Origin of the sequence: Salmonella bongori NCTC 12419 (assembly GCF_000252995.1) — a bacterium.
In the GTDB taxonomy this organism is placed as follows: Bacteria; Pseudomonadota; Gammaproteobacteria; order Enterobacterales; family Enterobacteriaceae; genus Salmonella; species Salmonella bongori.
The window spans coordinates 3,970,794-3,992,400 of sequence record NC_015761.1; the positions used below are offsets into that span (position 1 = coordinate 3,970,794).

Consider the following 21,607-nt stretch of genomic DNA (forward strand, 5'->3'; position numbering starts at 1 on the left):
GGGCATTTTATCAAATACTTCTCTTCTTTTTATAGTGTATAACAGCAGAAAGTGAGGTGATGAAGTCTATAGCGCCGTCTGAAGTATATTCTGTAGTTTTTTATACGTGACATTACATCATTGAATTAAATGATATTCCATGTGAGTTGTATTTTTCTGCCAGTAAATACAGAATTTGCGTGACGTGCCCGGCGGAATAATGGGCGCTTTGCCGGAATTCTGGCTGCTGGCATAACCAGGCAATAAAGCGGCGACTGGCCGCCATGTTAATGGCGACGCCTTGTTCTAAATGGGAGCCAGTTAACGAACAGACCATTTTGCGGTTGCTGCCTTGCCCCCAGAGTTGCCACTGATTCTGCCACCATCCCTGCCAGGTTTTGCCTAACAGTTGCCACGCTGCGCGACATTCCTCATCATTTATCTCTTCTTCAACGAACCACAGCGAGGCCAGACGCTGACGAAACCGCTCCGCCCATGCCGTAATAACCGCGCCGCGCAGAAAACACTCATGGGCAATGATATGCGTTGTGACGGCAGGAAAACGGTTTTGTAGTAGTCGAAAATGACCATGAGCGGCGATGACCGGGCGAAGCATCGTCCCCTTCGCGTTGCGTTTAAGCATGGCCGGGCCATATTGAATCTCATCGAATTGGCTGCGCTGCAAAAATTGTCGTTCTTTAAAAGCGATACGGTGAGTAATATCGCCATTCTCGCTTTCTGGCGGCGCAATTCCTTTCCAGTGATAATGCAGACTCTTTCCGGCGGAAAGCGGCGTAAAGTTGCCGGAAATATGCAGAATATTGCCGCGAATAGCATCAAAACTGACAATAACATAAAGCTGTTGCGAGGCGCTGCTACCCTGAAACGGTACGATTAGCGCAACGCTACAAATCTGCTCCGGCGGGGCAGTAATTTGCTGCGATGGCTGTTTTGGCGTCCAGACTTTTTTGCAGTGCTGACACTGAAGCCGCTGCGTTCCCCGGGGATTATGTCCGTAACGAATTAACGCATGCTGGTAGCATTGTGGGCAGAAATGGCCATACTCGCGGGCATATTGCGCTAAACAGGCTGACGCCCAGCGTCGAAATTCATCATCGTTAAACAGCGGCGGGTAGCTGCCGCAGGCCCGGCAGTGTAGCGCTGGATAGCCCAATCGATGGTCTGGCCAGACATAGTCCGGCGAATCGGGCACCCCCAGATTACGGCAGCCAAAACTTTTGCAGGTGTTGATCGTAAATAGCGGTGACATAGCGAATTACCAACGATTTTTCAGGGTCGTTGATTTTGTTGTAAAACTATCACGCGCTGGTGTGATTGTTCTCACATAAAAAGTTCTTTCAGAACGTAACGTAGCGATTCTTTACGTAACTGAAAGGGATTGAATATGAAGCTAAAAATAATTGCCGCCGGGATTCTGGTATCACTGCCGTTCTGGGCCTGCGCGAAAGATGTCACCATTATTTACACCAACGATCTTCATGCTCATGTCGAGCCTTACAAAGTGCCATGGATTGCGGATGGCAAACGTGACATCGGCGGCTGGGCGAATATCACCACTCTGGTAAAACAGGAAAAAGCCAAAAATAAGGCTACATGGTTTTTTGATGCCGGTGACTATTTTACCGGGCCATATATCAGCAGCCTGACGAAAGGCAAAGCGATCATCGACATTATGAACACCATGCAGTTTGATGCTGTTACGATGGGGAACCATGAATTTGACCACGGTTGGGACAACACACTATTACAGCTTAGCCAGGCGAAGTTCCCAATTGTTCAGGGCAATATCTTTTATCAAAACAGCAGTAAATCATTCTGGGACAAGCCGTACACCATTATTGAAAAAGATGGCGTAAAAATCGGCGTTATTGGTCTGCATGGCGTGTTTGCCTTTGATGATACGGTCTCCGCTGCGACGCGTGTGGGTATTGAAGCCCGTGATGAGATCCAGTGGTTACAGCGTTATATTGATGAGTTAAAAGGCAAAGTGGATTTGACCGTCGCTTTGATTCACGAAGGGACGCCTGCGCGCCAGTCCAGCGAAGGCAGCACTGATGTACGACGCGCGCTGGATAAAGATATTCAGACGGCGGGCCAGGTGAAGGGGCTGGATATTCTGATCACCGGTCATGCGCATGTTGGTACGCCGGAACCGATTAAAGTCGGCAATACGCTGATCCTCTCAACGGACAGCGGCGGCATTGATGTCGGCAAACTGGTGCTGGACTACCAGGAAAAGCCGCATCAGTTTACCGTGAAGAACTTCGAGCTGAAGACCATTTTTGCTGATGAGTGGAAGCCCGATCCGCAAACGAAACAGGTCATTGACGGCTGGAATAAAAAGCTTGATGAAGTTGTGCAGCAGACGGTCGCGCAGTCGCCGGTCGAGTTAACCCGCGCTTATGGCGAATCATCCTCGCTGGGTAATCTGGCTGCGGACGCGCTGCTGGCGGCGGCGGGGAAAGATACCCAGTTAGCGCTGACCAACTCAGGCGGGATCCGCAATGAAATTCCCGCAGGTGCGGTAACGATGGGGGCGGTGATCAGCACCTTTCCGTTCCCTAATGAACTTGTCACGATGGATCTGACGGGAAAACAATTGCGTAGCCTGATGGAACATGGCGCTGGATTAAGCAACGGCGTTTTACAGATGTCAAAAGGGCTGGAGATGAAATATGACACCAGTAAACCGGTTGGGCAGCGGGTAGTTGCATTTACGCTTAACGGCAAACCAATTGATGATGCGGCGGTTTATCACATTGCGACCAACAGCTTCCTCGCGGATGGCGGCGACGGTTTTGCCGCATTTACCGAAGGTAAAGCGCGGAATACCTCCGGCGGCTACTATGTGTCGAATGCGATAGTTGATTACTTTAAGGCGGGCAACACCATCACGGATGAGCAGCTCAAAGGGATGCGCGTTGCGGATGTGAAGAAGTAATTTCCCCTGCCGCGGCGCGTTCAGTGTCGCGGCGTGACATGAAGAAAATTCATCTTTGCTGAATATTCCTCATTCTTTGGCGTGATTTTTCTGTTGACGTCCTTTCTTTTTTCGGTCATTTTTACATCTGGACGTCTAAACGGATAGATGTTTGCAGCACAACAAATAATAACATGCGATTGATGAGGTAAGGTATGAGCTTTTTTCACGCCAACCAGCGGGAAGCCCTGAATCAGAGCCTGGCGGAAGTACAGGGTCAGATTAACGTTTCGTTTGAATTTTTCCCGCCGCGCACCAGCGAGATGGAGCAAACCCTGTGGAACTCTATTGATCGCCTGAGTAGTCTGAAACCGAAGTTTGTTTCAGTCACGTATGGCGCTAACTCTGGGGAGCGCGACCGCACTCATAGTGTTATTAAAGGCATTAAAGAGCGTACCGGGCTTGAGGCCGCGCCGCACCTTACCTGTATTGACGCCACGCGCGATGAACTGCGTACCATCGCCCGCGACTACTGGAATAACGGTATCCGCCACATTGTCGCTTTGCGCGGCGATTTGCCGCCGGGCAGCGGTAAGCCGGAGATGTACGCTGCCGATCTGGTTGGTTTGCTCAAAGAGGTGGCCGATTTCGATATTTCAGTAGCGGCCTATCCGGAGGTACATCCGGAAGCGAAAAGCGCGCAGGCCGATCTGCTTAATCTGAAGCGTAAAGTGGATGCTGGCGCTAACCGCGCGATAACCCAATTTTTCTTCGATGTGGAAAGCTACCTGCGTTTTCGCGACCGCTGTGTTTCTGCCGGTATCGACGTAGAAATTATTCCCGGCATCCTGCCGGTATCTAATTTTAAGCAGGCGAAAAAATTTGCCGATATGACCAACGTGCGCATTCCGTCCTGGATGTCGCTGATGTTTGAGGGGCTGGATAATGACGCAGAAACCCGCAAGCTGGTCGGGGCGAATATTGCAATGGACATGGTGAAAATTTTAAGCCGTGAAGGTGTGAAGGATTTCCACTTCTATACGTTGAATCGTGCGGAAATGAGTTATGCCATTTGCCATACGCTGGGCGTAAGACCTGGTTTATAACCTTCTGCCCTCTGCCGGGGCGCTTTATTACAACTCATATTGATCTACATCTCTGTAACTAAAAATATAAAAGGTATTGGCTATCGAATCTGTGGATTAATTCAACTATATCTATTTGCTCCTGGTGTATATCGTAACGGTAACATTTAAAAGGGAGCTGAGATATGAGCACGACCGACGATACCCATAACACGTTATCCACTGGAAAATGTCCTTTCCATCAGGGGGGGCATGACCGAAGCGCTGGTGCAGGGACAGCCAGCCGCGACTGGTGGCCGAATCAACTTCGCGTGGATCTTTTGAACCAGCATTCCAACCGTTCTAACCCGTTGGGTGAAGACTTTGACTACCGCAAAGAGTTTAGCAAGTTAGACTATTCCGCCCTGAAAGGGGACCTCAAGGCGCTGCTGACTGATTCACAACAGTGGTGGCCTGCCGACTGGGGCAGCTATGTCGGTCTGTTTATTCGTATGGCCTGGCACGGGGCTGGAACTTACCGCTCTATTGATGGTCGTGGCGGCGCGGGCCGTGGCCAACAGCGTTTTGCGCCGCTCAACTCCTGGCCGGATAACGTCAGCCTGGATAAGGCGCGTCGTTTGCTGTGGCCGATTAAGCAGAAATATGGCCAGAAAATCTCCTGGGCTGACCTGTTTATTCTGGCAGGGAACGTGGCGCTGGAAAACTCCGGCTTCCGTACTTTCGGTTTTGGCGCCGGGCGTGAAGATGTCTGGGAACCGGATCTGGATGTAAACTGGGGTGATGAAAAAGCCTGGCTGACTCACCGCCATCCTGAGGCGCTGGCGAAAGCGCCATTGGGCGCGACCGAGATGGGGCTCATCTACGTTAACCCGGAGGGGCCGGATCACAGCGGCGAACCACTTTCTGCCGCCGCCGCGATTCGCGCTACCTTTGGCAATATGGGAATGAACGACGAAGAAACCGTGGCGTTGATCGCTGGCGGGCATACCCTCGGTAAAACCCACGGTGCGGCAGCGGCGTCCCACGTAGGTGCCGATCCGGAGGCCGCGCCGATTGAAGCGCAGGGTTTAGGCTGGGCCAGCAGCTACGGTAGCGGCGTTGGCGCGGATGCCATTACCTCCGGGCTGGAAGTGGTCTGGACGCAGACGCCGACCCAGTGGAGCAACTATTTCTTCGAGAACCTGTTCAAATATGAGTGGGTGCAGACCCGTAGCCCCGCTGGTGCTATTCAGTTTGAAGCGGTAGACGCGCCAGAAAGTATTCCGGATCCGTTCGATCCGTCGAAAAAACGTAAGCCCACTATGCTGGTCACTGACCTGACGCTGCGTTTTGATCCGGAGTTCGAGAAAATTTCCCGCCGTTTCCTTAATGATCCGCAGGCCTTTAATGAAGCCTTTGCCCGCGCCTGGTTTAAACTGACGCACAGAGATATGGGGCCGAAAGCGCGTTATATTGGACCGGAAGTGCCGAAAGAAGATCTGATCTGGCAGGACCCGTTGCCGCAACCGCTCTACCAGCCAACGCAGGAAGACATTATTAACCTGAAAGCGGCGATCGCTGCATCCGGGCTTTCTATTAGCGAGATGGTTTCGGTTGCCTGGGCATCCGCGTCTACTTTCCGCGGCGGCGATAAGCGTGGCGGCGCTAACGGCGCGCGTCTGGCATTAGCGCCTCAGCGCGACTGGGATGTCAACGCCGTTGCGGCTCGCGTTCTGCCGGTATTAGAAGAGCTCCAGAAAACGACGAATAAAGCCTCGCTGGCCGATATTATAGTGCTGGCGGGCGTGGTCGGTATCGAGCAGGCGGCCGCTGCTGCGGGTGTCAGCATCAGCGTACCTTTTGCGCCGGGCCGGGTGGATGCGCGTCAGGACCAGACCGACATCGAGATGTTCTCGCTGCTTGAACCGATTGCCGATGGATTCCGTAACTATCGTGCGCGTCTGGATGTGTCGACGACCGAGTCGCTGCTGATTGATAAAGCGCAGCAGTTAACGTTGACTGCGCCGGAAATGACGGTACTGGTTGGCGGGATGCGTGTGCTGGGAACCAACTTTGACGGCAGCCAGAACGGTGTCTTTACCGACAGACCGGGCGTGCTCAGTACTGACTTCTTCGCTAATCTGCTGGATATGCGTTACGAGTGGAAACCGACCGACGAATCTAATGAGCTGTTCGAAGGCCGCGATCGACTGACCGGTGAGGTGAAATACACGGCGACCCGCGCTGATCTGGTGTTTGGTTCCAACTCCGTACTACGCGCGCTGGCGGAAGTGTATGCGTGTAGCGATGCGCATGAGAAGTTTGTGAAGGACTTCGTTGCGGCATGGGTGAAAGTGATGAACCTGGACCGTTTCGATCTGTTGTAATCTTATGCCGGATGACGTCAACGTGTATCCGGCTTACCGCTCCAGATGCCCTTTGGGCAAAAAAATCCCCGCAATTGCGGGGATTTTTCATTGCAAACCGATCTTATTCCCATTCCTGCAAGAAGCGTTGACCGTACTGGTCGGCGACCAGCAGCGCGGCGTACACTTCATCCGGCGTGGCGCCGCCTGGCATGTTATGAATCGTTTCACCTTCTGCGCAGGAGGCTTCTGCGACGGTGCGCATTTTTGCCGGGATATCCTGTTTAATATCCAGTTGCGCCAGCGTAATCGGCAGGCCAACGGAATGGCACAGCGCAGCAACGGTTTCGATCTCTTCGACCGGCGCGTTTTCCAGCACCAGTTGCGTCAGCGTACCGAAAGCGACCTTCTCACCGTGATAATAGTGGTGCGCATCCGGAATCGCCGTTAAACCGTTATGAATGGCGTGCGCTGCGGCCAGACCGCCGCTTTCAAAACCAACCCCGCTAAGATAAGTATTAGCTTCGATGACACGTTCCAGAGCCGGCGTGACGACATGCTGTTCGGCAGCCAACATGGCTTTTTCGCCCTCTTCAATAAGCGTGTTATAGCATAGCTCCGCCAGCGCCAGTGCGGCTTGTGTACACTTGCCGCCCGCCATTGTGGTTGCGCCGCTACGTGAGCAGGCTCGCGCTTCAAACCAGGTTGCCAGCGCATCGCCGATACCGGCTGCCAGCAGACGTGCCGGTGCGCCCGCGACAATTTTGGTATCGACAATGACCATATTCGGGTTATACGGCAGCATCAGATAACGATCAAACTCACCGGTATCGGTATAAATCACCGAGAGTGCGCTGCACGGCGCGTCGGTAGAGGCGATGGTCGGCGCGATAGCGACCGGGACGTTCATAAAGTGCGCCAGCGCTTTGGCGGTATCCAGCGTTTTACCGCCGCCGATACCCAGTACGGCGCCACACTGGATTTTCTCGGCGACGGCGCGCAGCCTGTCGATCTCATTTTGCGAACATTCGCCGCCAAACGGCGCGATTTCCACTGACAAACCGGCATCCGTCAGGCTTTTGCGTAGCGTTTCTTCGGCAAATCCCAGCACGAATTTATCGCCCACAACCAGCCAGCTTTTCGCCATCGGTTTTAAATAATCGCCAAGACGCGCGATGACGTTTGCACCCTGAATATACTTACCTGGTGACTGAATAATGCGATCCATACATTTCTCCCCTACAGGTTCAGATGACCAAATGCGTTTTCCCAGTCTTGCTCAAACTTCGCTATTGCTGACTCTACCGCAGGCGTATTGAGCATTTGTTGCGCTACATCTAAAGGAAGGGTAATCGCCTGGCAACCTGCCAGTAAGCAATCCAGCGCCTGCCGCGGCGTTTTAAAGCTGGCCGCCAGTACCATGCTGTCAGGCACGTGACGTTCCAGTAGCGTTTGCAGCTCCTGAACCATACGAATGCCGTCGCCGCCTTGCGCATCAACGCGGTTGACGTAGGGAGCGACATATTTTGCGCCCGCCAGCGCCGCCAGCAGGCCCTGTGAGGCGCTGTAAACGGCGGTGCCCAGCGTCACGATGCCTTCTTTTTTCAGCAACTTAATCGCCGCGAGACCTTCGGCGGTCACCGGAATTTTAACCACAATGCCGGGGATGGCGTTATTCAGTCGTTTGGCTTCTTCCACCATCCCTTTCGCGTCGCGGCTCATGGTTTGCGCGAATAAAGTGCCTTCTTCGCCGATGGCGTTTTGCAGCCTGGGCAGCACATCCCAGACGGATTCTTTGCTGGCAGCCACAATGCTTGGGTTAGTGGTGACGCCGGCAATCGGGAAAATACGTGCCAGACGTTCGACTTCCGCCACATTGGCGGTATCCAGATAGAGTTCCATCGTCTTTCCTTTAGTGAGCTGGTTGTTGTCAACAGAATAAAGGAGCGCCGCCGGGATGCGCTATGTGACAAATCTGCCAAAAACTGGATAAATGTGATGCACTCAGAAAAGTGTGATGAACTTCACGTGTTGTGCGGTGTCTGGCATATGACGCAGCAATGTACGCCAGGTAAAGGGGCGGGTTTCTGACATTGATATTACAATAATCCAGTAAAAAGGTGTTTTATCTACCGTGTTTGCTTTACTCCGGTGTGGATTTTTTCTTCGTTAGCTGGCTGTGATACTGGCGACGGTATTCCGACGGCGAGCGTTCCGTGTTTTTGCGAAACAGGCGGCAGAAATAGTTACTGTCGACAAAGCCGCAGCGGTGCGCCACCTCTTTGACTTTCAGATCGTAACCCTTGAGTAGCGCTTTGGCATGTTCCAGCCGCGTGTGATTCAGATATTCGTTAAAGCCGATGGCCCCCGTTTTCTGGAACAGGTGCGAGAGGTAGTTTGGCGAGATGTAGAACGCCTGCGCCACCGACTCGCGCGTCAACGGCGCGGCGTAGCGTTCATCAATATACTCCCGGATCGCGTCGAAAAGCGCCTGACTACGCGATGCTGTCTGAATTTGGCTGCCGAGCAGATCGCGGCAATGGCTTAGCAGGCTGGCGACAATCAATCTGGCCGTTTGCTGCTCTTGCGGCTGCATCTGCATTTCATTAAGCGTTTGTAACAGGAAAGAGCCGATACGCGGGCCGCGGCGCGCAACGTGCTGTTTTGTGAGGTTTTGATGCTGCTGACCGTCCCAGTGGACCACGCTGAAACCTAACTGCTGTTTACCAAACAGAATGCTCAGGGTGGTGACGGGCGTTTGCCATCGCGGGATGTTCCAGCCGCCAGCCGGAACGTAGAGGACATCGCAAGGAATGAGCGGGGCGGTAATGCTCATGTCAGTAAGCTCGCCCTCCAGCACAATCTCCAGCCGCGGAAAATCCACCTGGTACGCCAGTTCCGGGGCTGGGCCGCTGGCGCTGGCAAAATAAATCTGGCGCAGCGGCAGCGGGCCGTTGATAAGGCGGGAGAGGAGGTGGCTGACGTCGTGATACATGATAATCCCTTGTCGATCGCAAACAGAGGAAACAGTAACGTTGAAAACCGATGCTCTCAAGAGATTATTGCCGGATGGCGGCGTTTTACGCCTTATCCGGCCTGTGGGAGAGAACAACGCTGGTTATTGATTGCCGACCTGATCGCCATACGGCAACGTATCGTAATCAATCAGCGCGTTTTTCTTATACGGATTGCCAATCCAGCGCGTGGTCTCTTTGAACTGCGGGCTGGTGATGGAACGCGTCGGATCGTAGCCATCATAGGTCAGACCCGCTAAGTCAGACCAGGTGTGGATAAGCTCGGAGCTGCTGTACTTACGATCGACATCCTGCGAGAAGTTTCGTGGATGCGCCGCCTGCCATTTCTCTGACGTCCACAATAAGAACGGCACCGTATACATATGGCGGGTTGGCGAATCTTCGTTTCGTCCCTGCGTCTTATGCGGCGGCGTGTCGTATACCTCTTCACCATGATCGGAGAAGTAGAGCAGGAAACCGTTCGGATCGGTGGCTTTGTAATCCTTAATCAGGCTGGCGACAACGTAATCATTATACAGATTCGCGTTGTCGTAATCGTTATACGATTCCAGTTCGTTACTGCTTAATCCCACCGGAACGTGGTCGGTTTTACCATCAAACTTGCCCTGGTTTTCTGGATAGCGGAACTTGTATTTAATGTGCGTTCCCAGTAGATGCACGATGATAAATTTTTTCGGCGCCGGATCGGCTAAAACGGCTTTAAACGGCGCCAGCACGTTACTGTCATATTCACGAGCGCTTTGGGTACGCTGCTGGTTCATATAGAACTGCTTATCAGTCTGCTTTGAGAACACGGTCAGCATGGTATTCCGCGCCGTCATCGTCTGCTGATTGGTGATCCAGAAGGTTTTATACCCGGCCTGTTTCATCATGTTCATCAGCGATGGCTTCGTCAGGTACCAGTCCGGGTTCTTTTCATCGGCAAACGTCAGCGCCTGTTGCAGGATCTCAATAGTGTAAGGACGCGAGGTCACGACATTATTAAACACCGTCAGATTAGGATCGGTTTTGTGCAATGCGTCCAGTTCCGGCGTGGTTTCGCGTGGATAACCGTACAGACTCATGCGTCCACGCTGAGTCGATTCGCCAATCACCAGTACCAGCGTGCGCGGCGCGTCGCCGGAACTGTCTTTGAAATTAGCCAGTGGCGGTAGGGCATCATTTGCATTGAGTAGTTTATTCAGCGAAGCGAGCTGTAAACGGTACTGATAGTAGCCGGTAATAAATTGCCACGGCGCGGCAGGCTCCATTCGTGACGCCAGGCTATCCAGCGTTTTCTCCATCGATTTATGCTTGATAAAAGTATTCATCGCGATGGGATGCAGTATCAGGCCGTACAGTAGGGCAAACGACACCAGATAACGCCAGGGCGACGGAATATAGACCGGACGCAGACGTGTCCACAGCAAAATCGCTGCTGCCGTATAAGCCAGAGCAACAAGGACAATTTTCAGACTGAAATATTGACTCAAATACTCGCTGGCTTCATTGGCGTTGGTTTCAAACATCACAAACAGCACGCTTTGTGAGAATTCCTGCCCGTAGATCACGTAATAGCTCAGCGCCGCCAGCGAGGCCGCCCAAAGCACGACGCCAATGACAGCAGCGATGATCCGGATGCGGTTTGGAAACAGAAAGACGGGAATCAGCCACAGCGAACTGTACAACAGCGAATCTCGCAGACCGTTTGTCCCGCTGTATCCGGTGAGATAAATAATGGCCTGTAGGAGGGTAGAAAAGAACCAAAAGTAGAGGAGTGCCCAGCCGAGGGCTTTCCAGCTAAACGCAGGCTTAGACTGGAGTAATGTGGATTGCATAATGAGAGCCTGTCTTTAATCGTAGCGCCAAACGTAGCGCCTGAACCTTAAAAAAATCTGAAGCAAACATGGTTTATGCCGCACGTTTTGCTAAGAAAGTTTTACAAATGCATAAAATGCAGACAGGAATATATTGAAAAAACGACGATGATGACAGCAGTATTTCATGCCGCCCTCCGCTTAATCGCAGGAGAGCGGCTTTTTTTTCGTCTTAACCCGTGTTGCGCATACCAGCCGCGACGCCCGCAATCGTGACCATCAGCGCCTGTTCGACGCGAGGATCGGGTGATTTTCCTTGCGCTTCCGTCAGGCGGGAACGATGCAGCAGCTCCGCCTGCAATACGTTTAATGGATCGGTATAAACGTTTCTTAACTGAATAGACTCTGCAATCCACGGTAAGTCGGCCATCAGGTGCGAGTCGTTGGCAATTGCCAGCACCACTTTGATGTCTTCTTCCAGCAGGTCGCGTAGTTCTTTACCCAGCGGCCAGAGTTCTTTTGCTACCAGACGCTGATCGTAATACTCGGCCAGCCACAGGTCGGCTTTTGAAAACACCATTTCCAGCATCCCAAGACGCGTAGAGAAGAATGGCCAGTCGCGACACATCGCTTCCAGTTCGCTTTGCTTGCCATCTTCTACCACTTTTTGCAGGGCGGTGCCCGCGCCCAGCCAGGCCGGTAGCATCAGACGGTTCTGCGTCCAGGCGAAGATCCACGGAATGGCGCGTAGCGATTCGACGCCGCCGGTTGGACGACGTTTCGCCGGACGTGAGCCGAGCGGCAATTTACCCAGTTCCTGCTCCGGCGTTGCCGAGCGAAAGTAGGGCACAAAGTCTTTATTTTCACGCACGTAGCCGCGGTAGGTTTGGCAGGAGATGACGGAAAGCTCATCCATAATATGACGCCAGCCGTCTTTTGGCTCCGGCGGTGGCAGCAGGTTTGCTTCCAGGATCGCGCTGGTGTAGAGCGACAGGCTGCTGACGGTGACTTCAGGCAGACCATATTTGAAGCGGATCATCTCGCCCTGCTCGGTCACGCGTAAACCGCCTTTCAGGCTACCCGGCGGTTGGGAGAGCAACGCCGCGTGGGCTGGCGCGCCGCCACGGCCAATAGAACCGCCGCGACCGTGGAAGAGGGTGAGCTCAATACCGGCTTTTTCGCAGGTTTTGATCAGTGCGTCCTGCGCCTGATACTGCGCCCATGACGCGGCCATTACCCCGGCATCTTTTGCCGAGTCGGAGTAGCCGATCATCACCATCTGTTTTCCCTGAATCAGTCCGCGATACCAGTCGATATTCAGCAACTGGGTCATCACGTCGTCGGCGTTGTTCAGGTCATCCAGCGTTTCAAACAACGGCGCGACTGGCATCGCAAACCCGATGCCCGCTTCTTTTAATAGCAAATGCACTGCCAGCACGTCGGAGGGCGTTTTCGCCATTGAGATCACGTAGGCGGCGATCGAGCCTTTCGGCGCTTCGGCAATCACTTTACAGGTTTCCAGCACTTCGCGGGTATCGTTGCTCGGCTCCCAGTTGCGCGGCAACAATGGCCGTTTGGAATTCAGCTCGCGGATCAGGAAAGCCTGCTTGTCGGCTTCCGACCAGCTTTCGTAGTCACCAATACCAAGGTAGCGGGTGATTTCGCCCAGCGCTTCGGTGTGGCGGGTGCTCTCCTGGCGGATATCAATACGCACCAGCGGTACGCCGAAACACTTCACGCGGCGTAATGTGTCGAGCAACTCGCCGTTGGCGATAATGCCCATACCACAGGCCTGTAGCGACTGGTAGCAGGCGTACAGCGGTTCCCAGAGCTGCTCATTTTGCGTCAACAAACCAGCCGGTTTAGGCAGTTTCTCGCCTTTCAGACGTGCCTCCAGCCAGGACTGGGTCGCCATCAGGCGGGCGCGCAAATTTTTCATCAGATAGCGATACGGTTCAGATGCGCCTTCTTCGCCTACCCGCGCCAGCAGTTCTGGCGTGGCATCGACCATCGACAGTTCTGATACCAGAACCTGAATATCTTTCAGGAACAGATCGGTGGCCTTCCAGCGGCTTAATAAGAGTACGTGGCGGGTGATATCCGCCGTCACGTTTGGGTTGCCGTCACGGTCGCCGCCCATCCAGGAGGTAAAACGTACTGGCACAAAATCTACTGGCAGTTTGTAGCCGAGATTCTCTTCCAGCTGTTCGTTCAGTTCACGCAGATAGTTCGGTACGCCCTGCCACAGGCTGTTTTCTACCACAGCGAAGCCCCATTTGGCTTCATCTACCGGACTTGGACGCTGCTTGCGGATTTCATCTGTATGCCAGGATTGGGCAATCAACTGGCGCAGGCGGCGCATCACCTGGTGGCGCTCATAGTCGGCGATATCAGTATTATCAAGCTGTTTCAGACAGTTGTTGATTTCACCCATCTTGTGAATAAGCGTACGGCGAGTAATTTCCGTCGGGTGTGCGGTCAGCACCAGCTCCAGAGACAGCGACTCTACCGCTTTTTTGATGGTTGCGTCGTTGAGGTCCGGTTGGTTTTTCAGTTTACGCAGGGTGCGGGCAATTACTTCCGGGTTGCTGGCGGCTTCACCTTTTGGCGAAATGCTGTGGTATTGCTCGGCGGTGTTAGCCAGGTTCAGGAACTGACTAAACGCGCGCGCAACCGGCAGTAACTCGTCGTTTGACAAATTTTGCAGCGTGGTGAGCAGTTCCTGGCGATTGGCTTCATTGCCAGCGCGTGAAGACTTGGACAGCTTACGGATTGTTTCTACGCGATCAAGAATGTGCTCTCCCAGCGCATCTTTGATGGTTTCTCCCAGCACCTTGCCGAGCATACTGACATTACTACGCAACGCGGAATATTGTTCGTTCATATTAACCCAGACACCCCATCTTTAATTTATGCGTCCTGTATCTTTCGCACCACAGCGGCGTTGGCTGCGCTCGCCCACCCAGGTCACTTACCTATGTAAGCTCCCTGGGATAGGCTCGCTTGCCGTCTTGCTGTGACACGAAATCTCTCGGACTTAATTTTTCGCCGTCTTTTATAAAGCCACGTAAAACTCGTAACGTCAATTGCTGCGAAATCGCTTCAGCAAACCAATAAATCGCGGCAATTTAGTAAAGTTAATTCGCATCGTGCCAAATAAGAAATGCTTATGAACATGTGGCGTAGAGATGCCGGATGGCGCTGCGCTTATCCTGCCTACAAGACGGGGTAGGTCCGGTAAACATCCCGTCACCGGGCAATATGCATTAATGCCAACAAAAATGATGTACAACCTGGGTGATTAACTCCCGGGTTGGCTTAATAAAACGTGTTTCGAGATATTCATCTGGTTGATGGGCCTGGTTAATTGAGCCGGGTCCGAGCACCAGCGTTGGGCATAACGTCTGAATAAATGGCGCTTCAGTACAGTAATTCACTACGTCGGTTTTCGTACCCAACAGTTTTTCCACGACTTCAACCAGTTGATGGTCCGGCGGGCATTCGTAGCCCGGAATGGGCGGATGCAGCTCCGCGACCGTGAGACGGCCCGGCCAACGTTCGCTTACAGGGGCCAGCGCCTCGTTAAGCAATCCATTAAGGTCATTTAACGTCATGCCCGGCAGTGGACGAATATCCATATGCAGTTCGCAGCAGGCGCAAATCCGGTTTGAGGCATCGCCGCCGTGAATATGGCCCAGATTCAGCGTTGGATACGGAACGGTAAACGCCTCGTAGTGATACCGTTCTTTCAGCGAGTCACGCAGTTGCATGATACGGCCAACCGCATCGTGCATCAGCTCGATGGCGTTAACCCCACGCGCTGGATCGCTGGAGTGGCCAGATTGTCCCAGTACGCGAACGACATTGGAGATATGTCCTTTGTGCGCGCGTACCGGTTGCAGTGACGTCGGTTCACCAATGATTGCGCAGTCCGGACGTAATGCGGTGGTTTCGGAAAAATAACGCGCCCCGGCCATGCTGGTCTCTTCATCGGCAGTCGCCAGAATGTAGAGCGGCTTTTTCAACTGTGTGACGTCAACGTCACGTAGCGCATCCAGAATAAAGGCGAAGAAGCCTTTCATATCAGCGGTGCCCAGACCATAGAGCTTGTTATCGTGCTCAGTTAGCGTAAAGGGATCGCGCGTCCAGCGTCCGTCATCAAAGGGAACCGTGTCAGTGTGACCGGCCAGCAGCAAACCGCCCGCCCCATGTCCGGTGCTGGCCAGCATATTAAATTTGTTTCGTGTTCCTGGAACCGGTTGGACCTCTACGTTGAAACCAAGATCGGTGAACCAACCTGCCAGTAAAGTGATTAAAGACGCATTGCTTTGATCCTGGGATTCTTCGGTTGCGCTTATCGACGGTGTGGCAATCAGAGCGCGGTAAATCTCGATAAATGGCGGTAAAACGTTTTTCATTGTTGACACACCTCAGGTCATGATAGTATCAATATTCATGCATTTATTGTGAATAAAAATACATTAACGTTGAGCATAAAGGAACCCGATGTTGAATACGCTGATTGTGGGCGCTAGCGGTTATGCGGGCGCAGAGCTTGTAAGCTACGTAAATCGCCACCCTCATATGACCATAACCGCTTTGACCGTCTCAGCGCAAAGCAATGATGCAGGAAAGTTGATTTCCGATTTACATCCGCAGTTAAAAGGAATTGTCGACCTGCCATTGCAGCCTATGTCGGATATCCGTGAATTTAGCGCTGGCGTTGATGTGGTGTTTCTGGCGACAGCGCATGAAGTGAGCCATGATTTAGCGCCACAGTTTTTAGAGGCCGGATGCGTCGTATTTGATCTTTCTGGCGCATTTCGGGTGAATGATCGCGCCTTCTATGAAAAATATTACGGCTTTACTCATCAGTATCCTGAACTTCTGGAGCTGGCGGTATACGGTCTGGCGGAGTGGAATACCGATAAACTGAAAGCGGCGAATCTGATTGCGGTTCCGGGTTGTTATCCAACTGCGGCGCAGTTATCGCTAAAACCGCTGATTGACGGTGGGCTTTTGGATCTGACGCAGTGGCCAGTAATTAATGCCACCAGCGGAGTGAGCGGCGCGGGGCGCAAGGCGGCAATGTCGAACAGTTTCTGTGAGGTGAGCTTGCAACCGTATGGCGTGTTTACTCATCGTCATCAGCCGGAAATCGCGATTCATTTGGGCACGGAAGTGATTTTCACCCCACATCTGGGCAATTTTCCGCGTGGGATTCTGGAAACTATCACTTGTCGTCTGAACGTGGGCGTAACACATGCGCAGGTAGCCGACGTGTTGCAAAAAGCCTATGGCGATAAACCTCTGGTGCGCCTGTATGACAAAGGCGTTCCGGCGTTAAAGAACGTCGTCGGGCTGCCGTTCTGCGACATTGGTTTTGCCGTCAAGGGCGAACATCTGATTGTGGTGGCAACCGAAGATAACCTGTTAAAAGGTGCAGCGGCGCAGGCGGTGCAGTGCGCGAATATTCGTTTCAACTTTGCTGAAACGCAGTCTCTTATTTAAGGGTGAAATGATGAATCCATTAATTATCAAGCTGGGTGGCGTATTACTGGATAGCGAAGAGGCTCTGGCGCGTCTTTTTACCGCACTGGTCAACTATCGTGAATCCCATCAGCGTCCGCTGGTGATTGTTCACGGCGGCGGTTGTGTCGTGGATGAGTTGATGAAAGGGCTGAATCTGCCGGTGAAAAAGAAAAACGGTCTGCGCGTGACGCCTGCCGATCAGATTGGCATTATTACCGGCGCGCTGGCGGGAACAGCGAATAAAACCCTGCTGGCGTGGGCGAAGAAACACCATATTACCGCTGTTGGCCTGTTTCTGGGCGATGGTGATAGCGTAAAAGTGACCCAGCTTGATGCGGAATTAGGCCATGTCGGACAGGCGCAGCCGGGGTCGTCAAAGCTGATTAATACGCTGCTGGAAAACGGCTTTTTGCCGGTGGTCAGTTCAATTGGCGTAACCGAAGATGGTCAGTTGATGAACGTCAATGCCGATCAGGCGGCAACGGCGCTGGCGGCGACGCTGGGGGCCGATCTGATCCTGCTTTCTGATGTGAGCGGTATTCTGGACGGTAAAGGCCAGCGTATCGCTGAAATGACTGCCGCGAAAGCGGAACAGCTGATCGACCAGGGCATTATTACCGATGGGATGGTTGTGAAAGTGAATGCGGCTCTGGACGCCGCGCGAGCGTTGGGCCGCCCGGTGGATATCGCTTCCTGGCGTCATGCGGAGCAACTGCCTGCACTGTTTAACGGCACGCCGATTGGCACGCGTATTCTGGCTTAACTATTTGTTCGCCCGATGGCGGCTGCGCCTTATCGGGCCTACGTGAACAGAAATTGTAGGCCGGATAAGCGTAGCGCCATCCGGCAGTGAAATTGGAAGAATTTAAGGAAGCATATTATGGCACTTTGGGGTGGGCGTTTTACGCAGGCGGCTGACCAGCGGTTTAAACAATTCAATGATTCGTTACGTTTCGATTACCGCCTGGCGGAGCAGGATATTGTCGGTTCTGTGGCCTGGTCCAAAGCGTTAGTGACCGTCGGCGTGTTAACCGTTGATGAACAGCACCAACTGGAAGCCGCACTGAATGTATTGCTCGAAGAGGTGCGTGCGAATCCGCAGCAGATTCTGCAAAGCGATGCCGAAGATATCCATAGCTGGGTGGAAAGCAAGCTCATTGATAAGGTCGGACAATTAGGTAAAAAACTGCACACCGGGCGTAGTCGTAACGACCAGGTGGCGACCGATCTGAAGCTGTGGTGTAAAGATACCGTTACCGGGCTACTGGTGGCGAACCGCCAGTTGCAAAGCATGTTGGTGGAAACCGCGCAAGCGAATCAGGATGCGGTAATGCCGGGCTATACCCATCTGCAACGCGCACAGCCGGTCACGTTCGCGCACTGGTGCCTCGCGTATGTCGAAATGCTGGCCCGGGATGAAAGCCGCCTGCAGGACGCGCTAAAACGTCTGGACGTGAGCCCGCTGGGCTGCGGCGCGCTGGCGGGAACGGCCTATGAAATCGACCGTGAACAATTGGCAGGCTGGTTGGGCTTCGCTTCTGCAACCCGCAACAGTCTGGACAGTGTGTCCGATCGTGACCATGTGCTGGAGCTTCTTTCTGATGCGGCTATCGGCATGGTGCATCTGTCACGTTTTGCTGAAGATTTAATTTTCTTTAATTCTGGTGAAGCAGGCTTTGTGGAACTTTCTGATCGTGTTACTTCTGGTTCATCGTTAATGCCGCAGAAAAAAAATCCGGATGCGCTGGAGCTGATTCGCGGTAAATGTGGTCGCGTACAGGGGGCGCTTACCGGCATGATGATGACCTTAAAAGGTCTGCCGCTGGCTTATAACAAGGATATGCAGGAAGACAAAGAAGGGCTGTTCGACGCGCTTGATACCTGGCTTGATTGCCTGCAGATGGCGGTGTTGGTGCTGGACGGTATTCAGGTGAAACGCCCACGCTGTCAGGATGCGGCGCAACAGGGTTACGCCAATGCGACGGAGCTCGCGGATTATCTGGTTGCGAAAGGCGTGCCGTTCCGCGAAGCGCACCATATTGTCGGCGAAGCGGTGGTTGAAGCCATTCGCCAGGGTAAGCCGCTGGAGGCCTTGCCGTTGGTCGATTTACAAAAATTCAGCCGCGTGATTGGCGACGACGTGTATCCGATATTGTCGTTGCAATCGTGCCTGGATAAACGGGCGGCAAAAGGTGGTGTATCACCACAGCAGGTGGCGCAGGCTATCGCCGATGCGAAGGCTCGCCTCACGTTGCAGGCCTGAATAAGCGTAGCGCCATCAGATAATACAGCCTGGCCGAGTGTAAGCAACGCCAGGCTTTTTTATGCAAAAAAAAGCGGACCAGAGGTCCGCAAAAGTTCACGTTGGCTTTAGTTATTTCGGGTTCGAGAGATACCCTCTGAACGGGCGGTAACTTCAAGGGTTAAACGAGAAACCGCGCCGTTTCTGTGATGTATTATTAATCAGAAAGGTTGATAGGGATAATCGTTCGTTGCTATGCTACCTATCGCCATGAACTATCGTGGCGACGGAGGATGAATAATGAATATTCGTGATCTTGAATATCTGGTGGCGTTAGCCGAACATCGCCATTTCCGGCGAGCGGCGGACTCCTGTCACGTTAGCCAGCCAACCCTTAGCGGGCAAATTCGTAAGCTGGAAGATGAGCTGGGCGTTATGCTGCTGGAGCGTACAAGCCGTAAGGTGCTGTTTACCCAGGCGGGTTTACTGCTGGTGGATCAGGCGCGTACCGTGCTGCGTGAGGTCAAAGTGCTCAAGGAGATGGCAAGCCAGCAAGGCGAGACGATGTCTGGTCCATTGCACATTGGTTTAATCCCCACAGTCGGTCCCTATTTGTTGCCGCTTATTATTCCGATGCTGCACCAGTCTTTCCCTAAACTGGAAATGTATCTGCATGAAGCGCAAACTCATCAACTGTTAGCACAACTTGATAGCGGCAAGCTTGACTGCGCTATTCTGGCGCTGGTGAAAGAGAGCGAGGCATTCATCGAAGTGCCGTTGTTTGATGAGCCGATGATGCTGGCCATCTATGAGGATCATCCGTGGGCGAATCGCGATCGGGTGCCGATGTCCGACCTGGCAGGCGAAAAATTGCTGATGCTGGAAGACGGACACTGTCTGCGCGATCAGGCGATGGGGTTCTGTTTCGAAGCGGGTGCGGATGAAGATACCCATTTCCGGGCGACCAGTCTGGAAACGCTGCGTAATATGGTCGCAGCGGGCAGCGGCATTACATTACTCCCCGCGCTGGCCGTGCCGCAAGAGCGTAAGCGTGATGGCGTTGTCTATCTGCCGTGTATTAAGCCGGAACCGCGTCGTACCGTGGGGCTGGTTTATCGTCCGGGCTCGCCGCTGCGTAGCCGCTATGAGCAACTGGCAGAGGCCATCCGGGGCGCAATGGATGGCCATTTCGACAAGGCGTTAAAACAAGCGGTTTAAGCCGTTTAACGCTGCAACCCGATAAGCTTCCGCCATAGTTGGGTAGTTAAAGGTGGTGTTAACAAAGTACTCGATGGTGTTACCACCGCCTTTCTGCTCCATGATCGCCTGGCCGATATGAATAATCTCGGCGGCGCGTTCGCCAAAACAATGAATCCCCAGAATTTCTTTGGTTTCCCGATGAAACAGGATCTTCAGAGTGCCGACGTTCATGCCGACGATTTGCGCTCGTGCCAGATGCTTAAACTGAGCGCGGCCTACTTCGTAAGGCACTTTCATTGCCGTTAACTGCTGCTCGGTTTTGCCGACAGAACTGATTTCCGGAATGGTATAAATCCCGGTGGGGATATCTTCGATAAGATGCGCTGTCGCCTCGCCTTTCACCAGAGCCTGCGCTGCAATACGTCCCTGGTCGTAGGCTGCGGAAGCCAGACTGGGATAGCCAATCACGTCGCCAACCGCATAGACATGCGGCAGGGCTGTCTGATACATGCTATTGACCTTGAGCTGTCCACGGCTGTCTGTTTCCAGACCAATATTCTCCAGCGCCAACGAATCGGTATTACCGGTACGGCCATTAGCATAGAGCAGGCAGTCAGCCTTCAGTTTTTTGCCGGATTTCAGGTGCATGATGACGCCATCATCACAGCCTTCGATTTTCTCATACTCTTCATTGTGGCGAATGACCACGCCGCTATTCCAGAAATGGTAAGAGAGGGAATCGGACATCTCCTGATCAAGAAAGGCCAGCAGGCGATCTCGGGTATTGATCAAATCGACTTTCACATCCATACCGCGGAAGATGGATGCATATTCGCAGCCGATAACGCCGGCGCCATAAATAATGACATGGCGCGGTTCATGATGGAGACTAAGGATCGAGTCGCTGTCATAAATGCGCGGATGCGAGAAATCCACATCATTGGGATGGTAGGGACGTGAACCGCAGGCAATGACAAATTTTTCTGCCGTCAGGGTTTCAACCGTGCCGTCATGACACTCCAGCGCCAGGGTATGTTCGTCGATAAAATGGGCATTGCCCTGCAAGATTTCACAGTGATTACGTTCATAAAACCCTTGCCGCATACGTGTTTGCTGATTAATCACGTTATCGGCATGGTTGAGTATATCGGCGAATGAAGAACGAAGAAGACGGGAGTGGTCGCTATAGAGCGGGTTTTGATTAAATTCGATAATGCGGCTGACGGCGTGGCGAAGGGCTTTGGATGGGATGGTGCCCCAGTGGGTACATCCGCCGCCGACGTTGTGATAACGTTCAATTACCGCGACGCGTGCTCCTTGCTTAACCAGACCCATTGCAGCGCCTTCACCGCCGGGGCCTGACCCTATGACGACTGCATCATAATCCCAGGAATGTGGCATGGTATTACTCACCTGTTTTTATACATAAAATAAACACGATGATAACATTTG

15 protein-coding genes are annotated in these 21,607 nt (G+C 53.0%); 7 read left to right on the forward strand and 8 right to left on the reverse strand.

Going from position 1 to position 21,607, the window contains the following annotated elements:
- Positions 1-112: 112 nt before the first annotated feature.
- Entirely contained in the window at positions 113-1,249 is a 1,137-nt protein-coding gene (locus tag SBG_RS18795) for a hypothetical protein (RefSeq protein WP_000074703.1), read from the reverse strand.
- A 135-nt stretch (positions 1,250-1,384) separates the two neighbouring features.
- Between SBG_RS18795 and SBG_RS18800 the strand changes: the two genes are divergently transcribed.
- The 3 genes from SBG_RS18800 (at position 1,385) to katG (ending at position 6,371) form a co-directional block, all read left to right on the forward strand.
- A complete protein-coding gene (locus SBG_RS18800; protein ID WP_000768321.1) occupies positions 1,385-2,941 on the forward strand; it encodes a bifunctional metallophosphatase/5'-nucleotidase in 1,557 nt (518 codons plus the stop codon).
- Between the two features lie 194 nt (positions 2,942-3,135).
- Positions 3,136-4,026 (forward strand): methylenetetrahydrofolate reductase, encoded by an 891-nt coding sequence (gene metF / locus SBG_RS18805; RefSeq protein WP_000007508.1) that lies wholly within the window; start codon positions 3,136-3,138, stop codon positions 4,024-4,026.
- A 164-nt stretch (positions 4,027-4,190) separates the two neighbouring features.
- Complete coding sequence (gene katG, locus SBG_RS18810) at positions 4,191-6,371, forward strand: catalase/peroxidase HPI (RefSeq protein ID WP_000108118.1); 2,181 nt, start codon at positions 4,191-4,193, stop codon at positions 6,369-6,371.
- Positions 6,372-6,474: 103 nt separating this feature from the next.
- On the opposite strand, the gene gldA is transcribed toward katG, so the two are convergent.
- The 6 genes from gldA to argE form a co-directional block, all read right to left on the reverse strand.
- On the reverse strand, positions 6,475-7,578 hold the full coding sequence (gene gldA / locus SBG_RS18815) for a bifunctional L-1,2-propanediol dehydrogenase/glycerol dehydrogenase (RefSeq protein WP_000374021.1): 1,104 nt from the start codon (positions 7,576-7,578) through the stop codon (positions 6,475-6,477).
- An 11-nt stretch (positions 7,579-7,589) separates the two neighbouring features.
- Positions 7,590-8,252 (reverse strand): fructose-6-phosphate aldolase, encoded by a 663-nt coding sequence (gene fsa, locus SBG_RS18820; protein WP_000424873.1) that lies wholly within the window; start codon positions 8,250-8,252, stop codon positions 7,590-7,592.
- A 241-nt stretch (positions 8,253-8,493) separates the two neighbouring features.
- A complete protein-coding gene (locus SBG_RS18825; protein ID WP_000274602.1) occupies positions 8,494-9,345 on the reverse strand; it encodes a helix-turn-helix transcriptional regulator in 852 nt (283 codons plus the stop codon).
- A 123-nt stretch (positions 9,346-9,468) separates the two neighbouring features.
- A complete protein-coding gene (locus SBG_RS18830) occupies positions 9,469-11,202 on the reverse strand; it encodes a phosphoethanolamine transferase CptA (RefSeq protein ID WP_001192082.1) in 1,734 nt (577 codons plus the stop codon).
- 211 nt (positions 11,203-11,413) lie between these two features.
- Positions 11,414-14,065: a phosphoenolpyruvate carboxylase gene (gene ppc / locus SBG_RS18835; RefSeq protein ID WP_001005552.1), complete on the reverse strand. Its 2,652-nt coding sequence runs from the start codon at positions 14,063-14,065 to the stop codon at positions 11,414-11,416.
- A 382-nt stretch (positions 14,066-14,447) separates the two neighbouring features.
- Complete coding sequence (gene argE / locus SBG_RS18840; RefSeq protein ID WP_000800212.1) at positions 14,448-15,599, reverse strand: acetylornithine deacetylase; 1,152 nt, start codon at positions 15,597-15,599, stop codon at positions 14,448-14,450.
- 88 nt (positions 15,600-15,687) lie between these two features.
- Here argE and argC point away from each other — a divergent pair, with 88 nt between their 5' ends.
- From argC to oxyR, 4 genes are all read left to right on the forward strand, one after another.
- Positions 15,688-16,692, forward strand: coding sequence for an N-acetyl-gamma-glutamyl-phosphate reductase (gene argC, locus SBG_RS18845; protein ID WP_000935326.1), 1,005 nt, complete (start codon positions 15,688-15,690; stop codon positions 16,690-16,692).
- Between the two features lie 7 nt (positions 16,693-16,699).
- Positions 16,700-17,476 carry an acetylglutamate kinase gene (gene argB, locus SBG_RS18850; protein WP_085928848.1) on the forward strand — a complete coding sequence of 259 codons (777 nt, stop codon included), beginning with the start codon at positions 16,700-16,702 and terminating at the stop codon, positions 17,474-17,476.
- A gap of 117 nt (positions 17,477-17,593) precedes the next feature.
- On the forward strand, positions 17,594-18,976 hold the full coding sequence (argH, locus tag SBG_RS18855; RefSeq protein WP_001240114.1) for an argininosuccinate lyase: 1,383 nt from the start codon (positions 17,594-17,596) through the stop codon (positions 18,974-18,976).
- A gap of 279 nt (positions 18,977-19,255) precedes the next feature.
- A complete protein-coding gene (oxyR, locus tag SBG_RS18860) occupies positions 19,256-20,173 on the forward strand; it encodes a DNA-binding transcriptional regulator OxyR (RefSeq protein WP_001025922.1) in 918 nt (305 codons plus the stop codon).
- Here the strand turns inward: oxyR and sthA are convergent.
- Complete coding sequence (gene sthA, locus SBG_RS18865) at positions 20,156-21,556, reverse strand: Si-specific NAD(P)(+) transhydrogenase (RefSeq protein ID WP_001120789.1); 1,401 nt, start codon at positions 21,554-21,556, stop codon at positions 20,156-20,158. The genes oxyR and sthA overlap by 18 nt on opposite strands.
- Positions 21,557-21,607 lie beyond the last annotated feature (51 nt).